The following is a 15142-nucleotide window of genomic DNA, read 5'->3' on the forward strand; positions in this document are numbered from 1 at the left end:
TTCAGTCTTCTCTCGGTCTCGATGTGGGTAGCGACTACCAGCGGTAGTGCGCGAAGGCCTTGTTGGACTCGGCCATCTTGTGCGTGTCCTCGCGCTTCTTGACGGCCGCACCGAGGCCGTTCGAAGCGTCGAGAAGCTCGTTGAGCAGACGCTCGGTCATCGTCTTCTCGCGACGGGCGCGGGAGTAACCGACGAGCCAGCGCAGCGCGAGCGTGTTGGCGCGACCGGGCTTGACCTCGATCGGCACCTGGTACGTCGCACCGCCGACGCGGCGGGACTTGACCTCGAGGGTCGGCTTGATGTTCTCCAGCGCGCGCTTCAGCGTGATGATCGGGTCGTTGCCCGTCTTCTCACGCAGACCCTCCATGGCGCCGTAGACGATGCGCTCGGCGGTGGAGCGCTTGCCGTTCAGCAGCACCTTGTTGATGAGGGAGGTCACCAGAGGAGAACCGTAGACCGGGTCGATGATGACCGGGCGCTTCGGGGCGGGGCCCTTACGAGGCATTCTTACTTCTCCTTCTTGGCGCCGTAGCGGCTGCGGGCCTGCTTGCGGTTCTTGACACCCTGGGTGTCGAGCGAGCCGCGGATGATCTTGTAGCGAACACCCGGCAGGTCCTTCACACGGCCGCCGCGCACGAGCACGATGGAGTGCTCCTGCAGGTTGTGTCCCTCACCCGGAATGTAGGCCGTGACCTCGATGCCGCTGGTCAGACGCACACGCGCGACCTTACGCAGGGCCGAGTTCGGCTTCTTCGGGGTGGTCGTGAACACACGCGTGCAGACGCCGCGACGCTGGGGCGAACCCTCGAGTGCGGGCGTCTTGTTCTTCTCGACCTTGTCCTGCCGGCCCTTCCGGACCAGCTGCTGGATCGTAGGCACTACTTCTCCGGTTTCTGTGTGCCGAATGGTGAAGCTAACCTGGAACATTGCCGACCCACGCGGTCGGGTGTGTCGAACCCGCGGACTCCCGCCGCAAAGGGAAGAGCGCGGATTACGGTGGCCGTTGACGGCTCGCCGTGCGGTGAGAGGCACACACGGGAGCCAGGGCACACCCCAGGCACAAGGTCTGAGCGTACCTATCGCACGGACTTCGGTCAAAACAAATGCGAGGCGACCACCCGCGGCGGACAGGGCATGTCAAGTCCCAACGCCGTCAACGATCTTCGATTTCACGTAGCGCACACACCCCGCCACGCTCCCGTCATCGGTCCAGCACGCCCACCGCGATCAGCAGCAGCCACAGCAGCGCCCAGCCGCCGACGGACAGCCAGCCCAGAACGAGGCCGGTCAGAGCCAGTCCGTCCCCGTCCTCGCCGGTGCGGCGGATCTCCGCGCGCGCGGTGTGCCCGAGCACCACGGCCGGGATTCCGGTGAGCCCGGCCGTCAGAAGGCACAGCAGCCCGCACACCGCGGCACCCACCGCCTTGCCGTTGGCCGCCGGCCTCGGTGTGGGCAGAAACACCTGCGGTACGGGCGTCACGGGCGCCGGATGCGGCACGGGACCCTGCGGCAGGTCGGCCACCACCAGCGCCAGCTCGCCGACCGTACGGGCCGCGTACACCCGGCCCACGCGCCGGTCGAACTCGTCCTTCTCCAGCCGCCCTTCGGCGAACCCGGCCCGCAGCACGTCCGCGGCCCGCTCCCGGTCGGCGTGCGAGGCCAGCATGAACGAGGCCGCGCTCCCCTGGCCTTGGGGCGGCCCCGGCCAGGGCGCGGGTGACTGGGGCCGGAAGGGGCCGGTGAAGGGCGCCAGGGGCCATCCCTGCGGGCGCGGCGGCACCGGTGGTGTGCCGGCGGCCGCCGGGTCGTTGTTGTCCGGCCACGACGGCTGCCACGACGGATGCGACACGGAGCACCTCCCGAACCCCCGACCGGGGTTCTTCCATGATGCGCCCAAATGTCCGCCGGGTGGGGGGAAACGCCGAAGGGCGGCACCCCCGAGAGGATGCCGCCCTTCAGATCAAGCAGATCAAGCGCCTACCGGCTGCTCGCTCACTGGTTGTACGGACCGTAGTCGTAGTCCTCCAGCGGAACGGCCTGGCCGGAGCCCGCGCCGAACGGCGAGTAGTCGATGTCGTCGTAGCCGACGGCCGAGTACATCGCGGCCTTGGCCTCCTCGGTCGGCTCGACCCGGATGTTGCGGTAGCGGGACAGACCCGTACCGGCCGGGATGAGCTTACCGATGATGACGTTCTCCTTGAGGCCGATCAGGGAGTCGGACTTGGCGTTGATCGCCGCGTCCGTCAGAACCCTGGTCGTCTCCTGGAAGGAGGCCGCGGACAGCCACGACTCCGTCGCCAGCGACGCCTTGGTGATACCCATGAGCTGCGGACGGCCGGAGGCCGGGTGTCCGTTCTCCTGGACCACACGACGGTTCTCGGTCTCGAACTTCGAGCGCTCGACCAGCTCGCCGGGCAGCAGCTCGGCGTCGCCCGACTCGATGATCGTCACGCGGCGGAGCATCTGCCGGATGATGATCTCGATGTGCTTGTCGTGGATCGACACACCCTGCGAGTTGTAGACCTTCTGGACCTCGCCGACCAGGTGGACCTGGACGGCACGCTGACCCAGGATGCGCAGCACGTCGTGCGGGTTGGTGGCACCCACGGTGAGCTGCTGGCCCACCTCGACGTGCTCGCCCTCGCGGACCAGGACCTTGGCGCGCTTGGAGATCGGGAACGCCGTCTCGTCGCTGCCGTCGTCCGGGGTGACCACGAGCTTCTTGGTCTTCTCGGTCTCCTCGATCCGCACCCGGCCGGAGGCCTCGGAGATCGGGGCGACACCCTTCGGGGTACGGGCCTCGAAGAGCTCGACCACACGGGGCAGACCCTGGGTGATGTCGTCACCGGCCACACCACCGGTGTGGAAGGTACGCATCGTGAGCTGGGTACCGGGCTCACCGATGGACTGGGCGGCGATGATGCCGACCGCCTCACCGATGTCGACCAGCTTGCCGGTGGCCAGCGAACGGCCGTAGCACATCGCGCAGGTGCCGACGGCGGACTCGCAGGTCAGGACCGAGCGGGTCTTGACCTCCTCGACGCCGTGCTTGACCAGCTCGTCGATGAGCACGTCGCCCAGGTCGGTGCCGGCCGGGGCCAGCACCTTGCCGTCGACGACGATGTCCTCGGCGAGGCAGCGCGCGTACACGGACGTCTCGACGTTGTCCGCCTTGCGCAGCACACCGTCGGCGCCGCGCTCGGCGATCGACAGCTTGAGGCCGCGCTCGGTGCCGCAGTCCTCCTCGCGGATGATGACGTCCTGCGAGACGTCCACCAGACGACGGGTGAGGTAACCCGAGTCGGCGGTACGCAGGGCGGTGTCCGCCAGACCCTTACGAGCACCGTGAGTCGAGATGAAGTACTCCAGCACCGACAGGCCCTCACGGAAGGAGGCCTTGATCGGACGCGGGATCGTCTCGTTCTTGGCGTTCGACACCAGACCACGCATACCGGCGATCTGACGCATCTGCATCATGTTTCCTCGGGCACCCGAGTCAACCATCATGAAGATGGGGTTCGTCTTGGGGAAGTTCGCGTTCATCGCCTCGGCAACCTCGTTGGTCGCCTTGGTCCAGATCGCGATGAGCTCCTGAGTGCGCTCTTCCTTGGTGATCAGACCGCGCTCGTACTGCTTCTGGACCTTCTCGTCCTGCGCCTCGTAGCCCTTGACGATCTCCTTCTTCGCCTCGGGAACGACGACGTCGGAGATGGCCACGGTGACGCCGGAACGGGTCGCCCAGTAGAAGCCCGCCGCCTTCAGGTTGTCGAGCGTCGCCGCCACGATGACCTTGGGGTAGCGCTCGGCCAGGTCGTTGACGATCTCGGAGAGCTGCTTCTTGCCCACCGAGTAGTCGACGAACGGGTAGTCCTCGGGCAGCAGCTCGTTGAAGAGCGCGCGGCCCAGGGTGGTGCGCAGACGGAAGCTGTCGCCCGTCTGGTACTCCGGCTCACCCTCCTCGCGCGCCGGCGGCGTCCAGCCACGCGGCGGGATGGTGCCCACCGGGAAGCGGATGTCGATCGGCGACTGCAGGGCCAGCTCGCCGGCGTCGAACGCCATGATCGCCTCGGCCGTGGAGCCGAACGCGCGGCCCTCGCCCTTGGTGTCACGCAGTTCGCCGTCGGTGGTGAGGAAGAACAGACCGAGGACCATGTCCTGGGTCGGCATCGTCACCGGACGGCCGTCGGCGGGCTTGAGGATGTTGTTCGAGGACAGCATCAGGATGCGGGCCTCGGCCTGCGCCTCCGCGGAGAGCGGCAGGTGCACGGCCATCTGGTCACCGTCGAAGTCCGCGTTGAACGCGGTGCAGACGAGCGGGTGGATCTGGATGGCCTTGCCCTCGACGAGCTGCGGCTCGAAGGCCTGGATGCCGAGGCGGTGCAGGGTGGGAGCACGGTTCAGCAGAACCGGGTGCTCGGCGATGACCTCTTCGAGGACGTCGTACACGACCGTGCGGCCGCGCTCCACCATGCGCTTGGCGCTCTTGATGTTCTGCGCGTGGTTCAGGTCGACCAGGCGCTTCATCACGAACGGCTTGAAGAGCTCCAGCGCCATGGCCTTGGGCAGACCGCACTGGTGCAGCTTGAGCTGCGGGCCGACGACGATGACGGAACGCGCCGAGTAGTCGACTCGCTTGCCGAGCAGGTTCTGACGGAAACGACCCTGCTTACCCTTCAGCATGTCGCTGAGGGACTTCAGCGGACGGTTGCCGGGGCCCGTGACCGGGCGACCACGACGGCCGTTGTCGAAGAGGGCGTCGACCGCCTCCTGGAGCATGCGCTTCTCGTTGTTCACGATGATCTCGGGAGCACCGAGGTCGAGAAGCCGCTTCAGGCGGTTGTTGCGGTTGATGACACGGCGGTACAGGTCGTTCAGGTCGGAGGTCGCGAAGCGGCCACCGTCGAGCTGCACCATCGGACGCAGGTCCGGCGGGATGACCGGCACGCAGTCCAGAACCATGCCCTTGGGGCTGTTGCTGGTCTGCAGGAACGCGGAGACGACCTTGAGGCGCTTGAGCGCACGGGTCTTCTTCTGGCCCTTGCCGGTGCGGATGATCTCGCGGAGACGCTCGGCCTCCTCCTCGAGGTCGAAGGACTCCAGGCGCTTCTGCAGCGCCGCGGCACCCATCGAGCCGTCGAAGTACGTGCCGAAGCGGTCACGCAGCTCGCGGTAGAGCAGCTCGTCGCCCTCGAGGTCCTGGACCTTGAGGTTCTTGAAGCGGTTCCACACCTCGTCGAGGCGGTCGATCTCGCGCTGCGCGCGGTCACGGAGCTGCTTCATCTCGCGCTCGGCACCCTCGCGCACCTTGCGGCGCACGTCGGCCTTGGCACCCTCGGCCTCGAGCTCGGCCAGGTCGGTCTCGAGCTTCTTGGCGCGGGCCTCGAGGTCGGAGTCGCGGCGGTTCTCGATCTGCTGACGCTCGACGGAGACGTGGGCCTCCAGCGACGGCAGGTCGCGCTGACGGCGCTCCTCGTCGACGTACGTGATCATGTACGCCGCGAAGTAGATGACCTTCTCGAGGTCCTTCGGGGCGAGGTCGAGCAGGTAACCCAGCCGCGACGGAACGCCCTTGAAGTACCAGATGTGGGTGACGGGAGCGGCGAGCTCGATGTGGCCCATCCGCTCACGGCGCACCTTGGCGCGCGTGACCTCGACGCCACAGCGCTCACAGATGATGCCCTTGAAGCGGACACGCTTGTACTTGCCGCAGTAGCACTCCCAGTCCCGGGTAGGACCGAAGATCTTCTCGCAGAAGAGTCCGTCCTTCTCGGGCTTGAGGGTGCGGTAGTTGATCGTCTCGGGCTTCTTGACCTCGCCGTGGCTCCACTGGCGGATGTCATCCGCGGTGGCCAGGCCGATCCGGAGCTCGTCGAAGAAGTTGACGTCGAGCACTATGCGTCAATCCCTCTCAGTGTCGTAAGTCTGTGGTCTGAAACGGGGGCCTGGGGGTCGGCGGGGTCCTCGGGGAGAGGACCCCGCCGGACTCCCGTCAGACCTCTTCGACGCTGCTCGGCTCGCGCCGGGACAGGTCGATGCCGAGCTCCTCCGCAGCGCGGAAGACGTCCTCGTCGGTGTCGCGCATCTCGATGGACATGCCGTCGCTGGACAGCACCTCCACGTTGAGGCAGAGCGACTGCATCTCCTTGATGAGCACCTTGAAGGACTCGGGGATGCCGGGCTCGGGAATGTTCTCGCCCTTGACGATGGCCTCGTAGACCTTCACGCGGCCGGTCACGTCGTCGGACTTGATGGTCAGCAGCTCCTGGAGGGCGTACGCGGCGCCATAAGCCTCAAGCGCCCACACCTCCATCTCACCGAAGCGCTGGCCACCGAACTGGGCCTTACCACCCAGCGGCTGCTGGGTGATCATCGAGTACGGACCGGTCGAGCGGGCGTGCAGCTTGTCGTCGACCAGGTGGTGCAGCTTGAGGATGTACATGTACCCGATGGAGATCGGGTCCGGGAACGGCTCACCGGAGCGGCCGTCGAACAGCCTCGCCTTGCCGGTCGGCTGCACCATGCGCTCGCCGTCCCGGTTCGGGATGGTGTGCTGCAGCAGACCCGCCAGCTCGTCCTCGCGCGCGCCGTCGAACACCGGGGTGGCGACGTTGGTGCCGGGGTCGACCTGGTCGGCGCCGATGACCTGCAGGCGCTCGGCCCAGTCCTCCGCGAGGCCGGAGACGTCCCAGCCGCGGCTGGCGAGCCAGCCGAGGTGGATCTCCAGGACCTGTCCCGGGTTCATTCGGGACGGGACACCGAGCGGGTTCAGGATGATGTCGACCGGGGTGCCGTCCTCCAGGAACGGCATGTCCTCGATCGGCAGGATCTTGGAGATGACGCCCTTGTTGCCGTGACGGCCGGCGAGCTTGTCACCATCGGTGATCTTGCGCTTCTGCGCGACGTAGACGCGGACGAGCTGGTTGACGCCCGGGGGCAGCTCGTCGCCCTCTTCGCGGTCGAAGACGCGGACACCGATGATCTTGCCGGTCTCGCCGTGCGGCACCTTCAGGGAGGTGTCGCGGACCTCACGGGCCTTCTCACCGAAGATCGCGCGCAGCAGGCGCTCCTCCGGCGTCAGCTCGGTCTCACCCTTGGGCGTGACCTTGCCGACGAGGATGTCGCCCGCGGTGACCTCGGCGCCGATGCGGATGATGCCGCGCTCGTCGAGGTCGGCCAGGACCTCCTCGGAGACGTTCGGGATGTCCCGCGTGATCTCCTCGGGGCCGAGCTTGGTGTCACGGGCGTCGACCTCGTGCTCCTCGATGTGGATCGAGGAGAGGACGTCGTCCTGCACGAGGCGCTGCGACAGGATGATCGCGTCCTCGTAGTTGTGACCCTCCCACGGCATGAACGCCACGAGCAGGTTCTTGCCCAGGGCCATCTCGCCGTTCTCGGTGGCCGGACCGTCGGCCAGGACCTGGCCTTCGACGATGCGGTCGCCCTCGTTGACGATGACCTTCTGGTTGACCGAAGTTCCCTGGTTGGACCGGGAGAACTTGTGCAGGCGGTACGTGATGTACGTGCCGTCGTCGTTGGTGGTCGTGACGTAGTCCGCGGAGACCTCCTGGACCACACCCGCCTTCTCGGCCTTGACCACGTCGCCGGCGTCGACGGCGGAGCGGTACTCCATGCCGGTGCCGACGAGCGGGGCCTCGCTCTTGATGAGCGGCACGGCCTGACGCATCATGTTCGCGCCCATGAGGGCACGGTTGGCGTCGTCGTGCTCGAGGAACGGGATCATGGCGGTCGCGACCGACACCATCTGGCGCGGGGAGACGTCCATGTAGTCGACGTCGTCACCGGGGACGTAGTCGACCTCTCCGCCACGACGGCGGACCAGGACGCGGGACTCCTCGAAGCGCATGTCGTCGTTGAGCGTGGCGTTGGCCTGCGCGATGACGAAGCGGTCCTCCTCGTCGGCGGTCAGGTAGTCCACCTCGTCGGTGACCTGGCCGTCGACGACCTTGCGGTACGGCGTCTCGACGAAACCGAACGCGTTGACCCGGCCGTAGGAGGCGAGCGAGCCGATCAGACCGATGTTCGGGCCTTCGGGCGTCTCGATCGGGCACATGCGGCCGTAGTGCGAGGGGTGCACGTCACGGACCTCGAAGCCGGCCCGCTCACGGGAGAGACCACCCGGACCAAGAGCCGACAGACGGCGCTTGTGGGTGAGACCCGACAGCGGGTTGTTCTGGTCCATGAACTGCGAGAGCTGGCTGGTGCCGAAGAACTCCTTGATGGAGGCGACGACCGGCCGGATGTTGATCAGGGTCTGCGGCGTGATCGCCTCGACGTCCTGGGTGGTCATGCGCTCACGCACGACACGCTCCATACGGGCGAGACCCGTACGGACCTGGTTCTGGATCAGCTCACCGACGCTGCGCAGGCGACGGTTGCCGAAGTGGTCGATGTCGTCGGTCTCGACGACGATCGACTGGCCGCTGTCGCCGACCGTCTCGGTCTCACCGGCGTGCAGCTTGACCAGGTACTTGATCGTCGAGATGACGTCCTCGGTGGTCAGCACACCGGCGTTCAGCGGGGCGTCGCCGCCCAGCTTCTTGTTGACCTTGTAGCGGCCGACCTTGGCGAGGTCGTAGCGCTTGGGGTTGAAGTAGAGGTTCTCCAGCAGCGTCTGCGCGGCCTCACGCGTGGGCGGCTCGCCCGGACGCAGCTTGCGGTAGATGTCGAGCAGCGCGTCGTCCTGGCCCTGGGTGTGGTCCTTCTCCAGGGTGGCGCGCATGGACTCGTACTCGCCGAACTCCTCGAGGATCTGCTCGGTGGTCCAGCCGAGAGCCTTCAGGAGGACGGTGACGGACTGCTTGCGCTTGCGGTCGATGCGGACGCCGACCATGTCGCGCTTGTCGATCTCCATCTCCAGCCAGGCACCCCGGGACGGGATGATCTTGGCGGAGAAGATGTCCTTGTCGGACGTCTTGTCGATGGAGGAGTCGAAGTAGACACCCGGCGAGCGGACGAGCTGCGACACCACGACACGCTCGGTGCCGTTGATGACGAAGGTGCCCTTGTTCGTCATGAGCGGGAAGTCGCCCATGAAGACCGTCTGGGACTTGATCTCGCCGGTCTCGTTGTTGGTGAACTCGGCGGTGACGAAGAGCGGCGCGGCGTACGTGAAGTCGCGGTCCTTGCACTCGTCGATGGAGTTCTTCGGCGGCTCGAAGCGGTGGTCGCGGAAGGTCAGCGACATCGACCCGGAGAAGTCCTCGATCGGCGAGATCTCTTCGAAGATCTCTTCGAGGCCGGACTTGGTCGGGACGTCCTGACCGTTCTCGAGAGCCTTCTCGACGCGAGCCTTCCAGGCGTCGTTGCCGAGCAGCCAGTCGAAGCTCTCGGTCTGGAGCGCAAGAAGGTTCGGAACCTCGAGGGGCTCCTTGATCTTTGCAAAGGAGATGCGCAGCGGGGCGGTGCTGGCGCCGTTGTTCGTATTCGCGGTCGAGGCAGTGCGCGAGGCGGCCAAGAGGGGGTCCTTCCGAGGGCTCGGACTCACTACGCGCGTACCGGTCCCTCTCCCAGGCTCACGACGGGAAACCCCAGCTCAGGGGAAGTTCGGCGTCGGTGCTCGAGTGAGGGCAGACCCCTGGTGACGGGCAGGGGACAGCTAACAGGCAGCGCAAAGGGTCAGTGTAGCCACTTGGCACACTGATGTCCAGTCCCGGTTTCGGAGACCCTCGTTTTTCTCAACGCCCTCGTCTTCGACGCCCTCGGCCTGCTGCCCTCGACGCAGGATGATCCTGCCCTCTTCGCCGTCGATCCATGCCTCGGATTCGGATCGTTGTGACGACGCGTCCTGAGAATTGCGCGCTGCGTGCGGTTCGTCAAGGCCCCCCAGCCGGAACGGGGCCTTCCGGAGACACGACGAAGATCACCATACCCCTCGCCACGACGAGTGCAAGGCAACCGTGGTCGTCCTCCGGACACGCAGAAGAGCGACCACCCGGATGGATGATCGCTCTTCGGTGCGTTCGCGTTACAGCCTCAGAAGGCCGTGCTCACGCGTGTGAGGTTCGCGGAACCCCGTGAGGTCTTACTTGACCTCGACGGAGGCGCCGGCGGCCTTGAGGGACTCGGCAGCCTTCTCGGCGGCCTCCTTCGTGACCTTCTCGAGGACCGGCTTCGGGGTGCCGTCGACGAGGTCCTTGGCCTCCTTCAGACCCAGGGAGGTCAGCTCACGCACGACCTTGATGACCTGGATCTTCTTCTCGCCGGCGCCGGTGAGGACGACGTCGAACTCGTCCTGCTCCTCAGCGGCCTCGGCCGGGGCGCCGGGGGCGGCGGGGCCGGCAACGGCGACCGCGGCGGCGGCGGTGACGTCGAACTTCTCCTCGAAGGCCTTCACGAACTCGGAGAGCTCGATGAGGGTCATGCCCTCGAACTGGGCAAGCAGCTCGTCCTGGGTGAGCTTCGCCATGATGGCGGTCCTTCCACTCGATCGGCGGGTGCCGTATGTACTGGATGTGGCGGGCGTACTTCGGCCCGCTGCGACTCCGGCCGCCTCATGCGGCAAGAGTCAGAAAGCGAGCCGAATTACTCGGCACCGCCCTGCTCGGCCTGCTTGGCACGGAGCGCGTCCACGGTGCGGACGAGCTTCGAGGGCAGCGCCTGGAAGAGCTGAGCAGCCTGAGACTGCTTGCCCTTGAAGGCACCGGCCAGCTTGCTGAGCAGAACCTCGCGAGACTCGAGGTCCGCAAGCTTCTTGATCTCGTCGGCGGACAGCGCCTTACCGTCAAGGACACCGCCCTTGATGACGAGATTCGGGTTGTCCTTGGCGAAGTCACGGAGACCCTTCGCCGACTCCACCGGGTCACCGGTGACGAAGGCGACAGCCGTCGGACCGTTGAACAGGTCGTCCAGCGTGGTGATCCCGGCCTCGTTGGCCGCAATCTTGGTCAGCGTGTTCTTCACCACGGCGTACTTGGCGTTCTCACCGAGCGACCGGCGCAGGTTCTTGATCTGCGCCACGGTGAGACCGCGGTACTCGGTAAGCACGGCAGCGTTGGAGTTGCGGAACTGCTCCGTCAACTCGGACACTGCGGCAGCCTTGTCGGGCCTCGCCATAGAGCCTCGGCCTCCTTCCGGGTGATTCTGACCGCGCGGACCCGAAGGAGGAGACTGGGAAAACGAAACGCCCCGGCGCAGGCGCTCGGGGCGGACTCGACCGGGCGCTTACGCGTGAGCGCGCATGCTCCGGGAGTTCTTCCACTTACACCTACGCGGGTCGCCCACTTTGCAGTAGGTCCTTCGGCCACCACACCCTCAGGTGAGCGTGCGGCAACGACCAGCGGTCTTTGGCTTCTCCAGGAGAGTACGGGACTCGGGCGCCGTCGAGCAAATCCGGTCGGAGCGGACCCTCGGACGGGGTGCTCAGCGGGTGCCCGTGACGCCTTCGGAGCGCGCCAGCTTCGTGAAGTCCTGGGTGTCGGAGGCCGGGGGCGCCTCGGCGGCGATCCGGACGCCGTAGTCACGGTAGTAGGCGGTGCTGACCAGGCTGCCCTGCGCGGTGTCGGCCCGCTCCACCTTCTTGACCAGCAGGTTCCGGTGGTCGATCCAGAGGTCGACGGTCTCCGTGGTGACCCCGGCCTGGTCGAGCTGGCGCTTGAGGCCGGCCAGCTCGCGGGCGCTGAGACCGCTGCTGCGGCCCGTCAGGTCGGCGACGCGGACCCGGCCCCGGTAGTGGGTGGCCGCGGCGCCCTGGACCCGCTCGGCGCCGACCTTCCGTACGTCCCCGGAGGCCAGCAGCATCTTCACCGACTGGTTGGGGGTGGTGTTGCGCATCTGGTCCTTCAGATACATCCCGAGTCCGTCGCCGCCGCGGGCCAGGTCGGCATACGCGTACCTGATCCAGTGCCGGCCGCCGGCCCGACGGGCGAAGGTGTCGCTCATGCGCGCGTAGTAGGCGTCCGGGAGATAGCGGGCCCGCAGGGAGGAGGTGCCGGCCTTGCGCATCGCGGCGGCCAGGGTGCCGCCGGTGTAGCGGATGGTGAGGTGCCCGGTGACGCCGTCGCCCCAGCGCAGGGCGCCGTCGGAGGACAGGGAGAGGGCCTTGCCGTAGCTGAGCGTGGAGCGGACGCGGACCGACTCGGCGTGGTCGGTGGACCGCTCGGCGGAGCGCAGGGCGGCCAGGGAGCCGTCCGGGCCGCCGTCGCGGGCGTCGCCGCAGGAGGCCAGCGGGCCGAGCGTGGCCAGCGCCAGCGCCGCGATCCCCACCCGGCGGACGGTCGTGCTCCTCATCCGGTCCCCCACCCCTGTCAGCGCCCTCTGCCCGCACCGTAACCCAGGGGTCCGGCCGGAAGGCCAAGATCGACGGGAAAAGGGGAGGACCCCGCGCCCTCGAAGGGTGCGGGGTCCTCGACCTGCGTGCGCGTCGCTGACGCGGCTACCGGTGAGCGAAGGCTCAGGCGGCGGCCGGGTCCTCCTCGACGAGGAGGTTGCGGGTGCGGTTCTGGTCCACCAGGATGCCGGGGCCCATCGTGGTGCTGATGGCGGCCTTCTTGATGTAGCGACCCTTGGCGGCGGACGGCTTCAGGCGGAGGATCTCCTCCAGCGCGGCGCCGTAGTTCTCCACCAGCTTGGCGTCGTCGAAGGACGTCTTGCCGATGATGAAGTGCAGGTTCGAGTGCTTGTCGACGCGGAACTCGATCTTGCCGCCCTTGATCTCGGTCACGGCCTTGGCCACGTCCGGGGTCACGGTGCCGGTCTTCGGGTTCGGCATCAGACCACGCGGGCCGAGGACGCGGCCCAGGCGGCCGACCTTGCCCATGAGGTCCGGGGTGGCGACGACGGCGTCGAAGTCCAGACGACCCTTCGCCACCTCGTCGATCAGCTCGTCGGAACCGACGATGTCGGCGCCGGCGGCACGCGCGGCCTCGGCACGGTCACCGGTCGCGAAGACCAGGACCCGAGCGGTCTTACCAGTGCCGTGCGGGAGGTTCACGGTGCCACGGACCATCTGGTCGGCCTTGCGCGGGTCGACACCCAGGCGGAAGGCGACCTCGACGGTGCCGTCGAACTTGGTCGTGGAGGTCTCCTTGGCGAGACGGACGGCCTCGAGCGGGGCGTAGAGCTTCTCCCGGTCGATCTTGGCGTCCGCAGCGCGGAGAGCCTTGCTGCGCTTGCTCACAACTGCTCCTGTGGGGTTCTGAAAAGGAGGCGTGGTACGGGCCGAGCAGGCCCTGCCACGTGCGACCGTCACGGCCGCATGACTACGGGGTGGGTGATCAGCCCTCGACCGTGATGCCCATGGAACGGGCGGTGCCGGCGATGATCTTCGACGCGGCGTCCAGGTCGTTGGCGTTCAGGTCGGGCATCTTGGTCGTGGCGATCTCGCGGACCTGCGCCTCGGTGATCTTGGCGACCTTGGTCTTGTGCGGCTCGCCGGAGCCCTTCTCCACGCCCGCGGCCTTGAGGATCATCTTCGCGGCCGGCGGAGTCTTGGTGACGAAGGTGAAGGAACGGTCCTCGTAGACCGTGATCTCCACCGGGATCACCCAGCCACGCTGCGACTCGGTCGCGGCGTTGTAGGCCTTGCAGAACTCCATGATGTTGACGCCGTGCTGACCGAGCGCGGGGCCGACCGGCGGGGCCGGGTTCGCCGCACCGGCGTTGATCTGGAGCTTGATGAGCCCCGTGACCTTCTTCTTCTTGGGAGGCATTGCTCTCCGGGTCCTTTCGATTCGGGTCCTGCCGACGTCCGGTGAACCACCCGGACGCAGGCATACCGCACAACGATAACGGGTATAGATGCGCGGCTGAAAACCGAGCAGGTCAGACCGGCTGTGACAGCCGGTCTGACCTGCTTCGGAAGCGGTGTGCCCAGAAAGAACTAGTTCTTCTGGATCTGGTCGAAGCTCAGCTCGACCGGGGTCTCGCGGCCGAAGATCTCGACGAGGCCCTTGACCTTCTTCGAGTCGGCGTTGATCTCGTTGATCGTGGCCTGGAGGGTGGCGAAGGGGCCGTCGGTGACGGTGACCGAGTCGCCGACCTCGAAGTCCAGCACCTGGACCTCGACCTTGCGCTGCGGAGCCGGCTTGCCCTCGGCCTCGGCGGCCTCGCGGGCGGCCTTCTCCTCGGCCTCCGGGGCGAGCATCTTGACGATCTCGTCCAGGGTCAGCGGGTACGGGTCGTAGGCGTTGCCCACGAAGCCGGTGACGCCGGGGGTGTTGCGGACGACGCCCCAGGACTCGTTCGTCAGGTCCATGCGGACCAGGACGTAGCCCGGGAGCTTGTTCTGCTTGATGGTCTTGCGCTCGCCGTTCTTGATCTGAGCGACTTCTTCCTGCGGCACCTCGGCCTGGAAGATGAAGTCCTCGACGTTCAGCGAGACGGCGCGCTGCTCCAGGTTCGTCTTCACGCGGTTCTCGTAACCCGCGTAGGTGTGGATGACGTACCACTCGCCGGGCAGCGTGCGCAGCTCCTCGCGGAGCGCGGTGATCGGGTCGACCGGCTCGGCCGGCTCTTCCTCGACGATCTCGACGGCTTCGGCGGTCTCGTCCGCCTCGACGACGTCCTCGTCGGTCTCGGCGACCGCCTCGGCGTCACCGTCGACGTGCAGAGCGGCCTCTTCGGCGGGCTCGCCCGCCGCGGCCTCGGCAGCCTCGAACTCGTCCTGCTCGTCCGCGCCCTCGACGATGTCGAGCTCGGCGTCCACCGCCTCGACGGTGTCTCGGCGAGGCTCGGTGGCGTCGTTCAGGTTCGGGTCAGACACGATGGCTGCTTCTTCCTGGATACATAGGGGTGGAACATGCGAAAAAAGGCGCCGGTACCACGGCGCCCTTCGCTCTTGGCTCAGCCGAAGACGTACTTGGCCGCGTGGTTGAGGCCATAGTCAATCACGGTGACCAAGCCAATCATGATGACGACGAAGACGATCACTACGGTCGTGTACGACGTCAGCTGATTGCGGGTCGGCCAGACGACCTTGCGGAGTTCCGCGATGATCTGGCGGTAGAAGGTGGCAAGACGCTTCAGCGGGCCCTTCTTGGCTCGCTTGCCGCCCTTGCGCGGCTTCTTGGCATCCGACAGCTCGTCCTGGGCATCAGGCGTGTCGATGGAGCCCACGGCGTCCGTCATGCATCCTCACCTGATCCCGGAATCGTGGCCGTGCCGCGCCCGGTGAATCAGAGCCGCA

12 protein-coding genes are annotated in these 15142 nt (G+C 67.0%); all 12 read right to left on the reverse strand.

Annotated features, from left to right (window positions below; translation table 11 throughout):
* Nucleotides 1-34: 34 nt before the first annotated feature.
* Entirely contained in the window at nucleotides 35-505 is a 471-nt protein-coding gene (gene rpsG / locus HEK131_RS27765) for a 30S ribosomal protein S7 (protein WP_003992340.1), read from the reverse strand.
* 2 nt (nucleotides 506-507) lie between these two features.
* Nucleotides 508-879: a 30S ribosomal protein S12 gene (rpsL, locus tag HEK131_RS27770; RefSeq protein WP_003948652.1), complete on the reverse strand. Its 372-nt coding sequence runs from the start codon at nucleotides 877-879 to the stop codon at nucleotides 508-510.
* 322 nt (nucleotides 880-1201) lie between these two features.
* Nucleotides 1202-1666, reverse strand: a complete 465-nt coding sequence (locus HEK131_RS27775; protein ID WP_217461940.1) for a DUF1707 and DUF4190 domain-containing protein — start codon at nucleotides 1664-1666, stop codon at nucleotides 1202-1204.
* A 326-nt stretch (nucleotides 1667-1992) separates the two neighbouring features.
* Complete coding sequence (locus HEK131_RS27780; RefSeq protein ID WP_161146649.1) at nucleotides 1993-5892, reverse strand: DNA-directed RNA polymerase subunit beta'; 3900 nt, start codon at nucleotides 5890-5892, stop codon at nucleotides 1993-1995.
* Between the two features lie 97 nt (nucleotides 5893-5989).
* On the reverse strand, nucleotides 5990-9475 hold the full coding sequence (gene rpoB / locus HEK131_RS27785) for a DNA-directed RNA polymerase subunit beta (RefSeq protein WP_217461856.1): 3486 nt from the start codon (nucleotides 9473-9475) through the stop codon (nucleotides 5990-5992).
* A gap of 567 nt (nucleotides 9476-10042) precedes the next feature.
* Entirely contained in the window at nucleotides 10043-10426 is a 384-nt protein-coding gene (gene rplL / locus HEK131_RS27790; protein WP_161146647.1) for a 50S ribosomal protein L7/L12, read from the reverse strand.
* Nucleotides 10427-10542: 116 nt separating this feature from the next.
* Nucleotides 10543-11073, reverse strand: a complete 531-nt coding sequence (gene rplJ / locus HEK131_RS27795; RefSeq protein ID WP_217461855.1) for a 50S ribosomal protein L10 — start codon at nucleotides 11071-11073, stop codon at nucleotides 10543-10545.
* Nucleotides 11074-11379: 306 nt separating this feature from the next.
* A complete protein-coding gene (locus HEK131_RS27800; RefSeq protein WP_244337518.1) occupies nucleotides 11380-12246 on the reverse strand; it encodes a hypothetical protein in 867 nt (288 codons plus the stop codon).
* 163 nt (nucleotides 12247-12409) lie between these two features.
* The gene (gene rplA, locus HEK131_RS27805; protein WP_217461853.1) at nucleotides 12410-13135 is read right to left on the reverse strand and encodes a 50S ribosomal protein L1; all 726 of its coding nucleotides are present in this window, start codon (nucleotides 13133-13135) and stop codon (nucleotides 12410-12412) included.
* A 97-nt stretch (nucleotides 13136-13232) separates the two neighbouring features.
* Nucleotides 13233-13667, reverse strand: coding sequence for a 50S ribosomal protein L11 (gene rplK, locus HEK131_RS27810; RefSeq protein ID WP_018543896.1), 435 nt, complete (start codon nucleotides 13665-13667; stop codon nucleotides 13233-13235).
* Nucleotides 13668-13837: 170 nt separating this feature from the next.
* Nucleotides 13838-14719 (reverse strand): transcription termination/antitermination protein NusG, encoded by an 882-nt coding sequence (nusG, locus tag HEK131_RS27815; protein WP_244337520.1) that lies wholly within the window; start codon nucleotides 14717-14719, stop codon nucleotides 13838-13840.
* Between the two features lie 80 nt (nucleotides 14720-14799).
* Nucleotides 14800-15084 carry a preprotein translocase subunit SecE gene (gene secE, locus HEK131_RS27820; protein WP_030811625.1) on the reverse strand — a complete coding sequence of 95 codons (285 nt, stop codon included), beginning with the start codon at nucleotides 15082-15084 and terminating at the stop codon, nucleotides 14800-14802.
* Nucleotides 15085-15142: the final 58 nt, after the last annotated feature.

Origin of the sequence: Streptomyces seoulensis, assembly GCF_022846655.1 — a bacterium.
GTDB lineage: Bacteria > Actinomycetota > Actinomycetes > Streptomycetales > Streptomycetaceae > Streptomyces.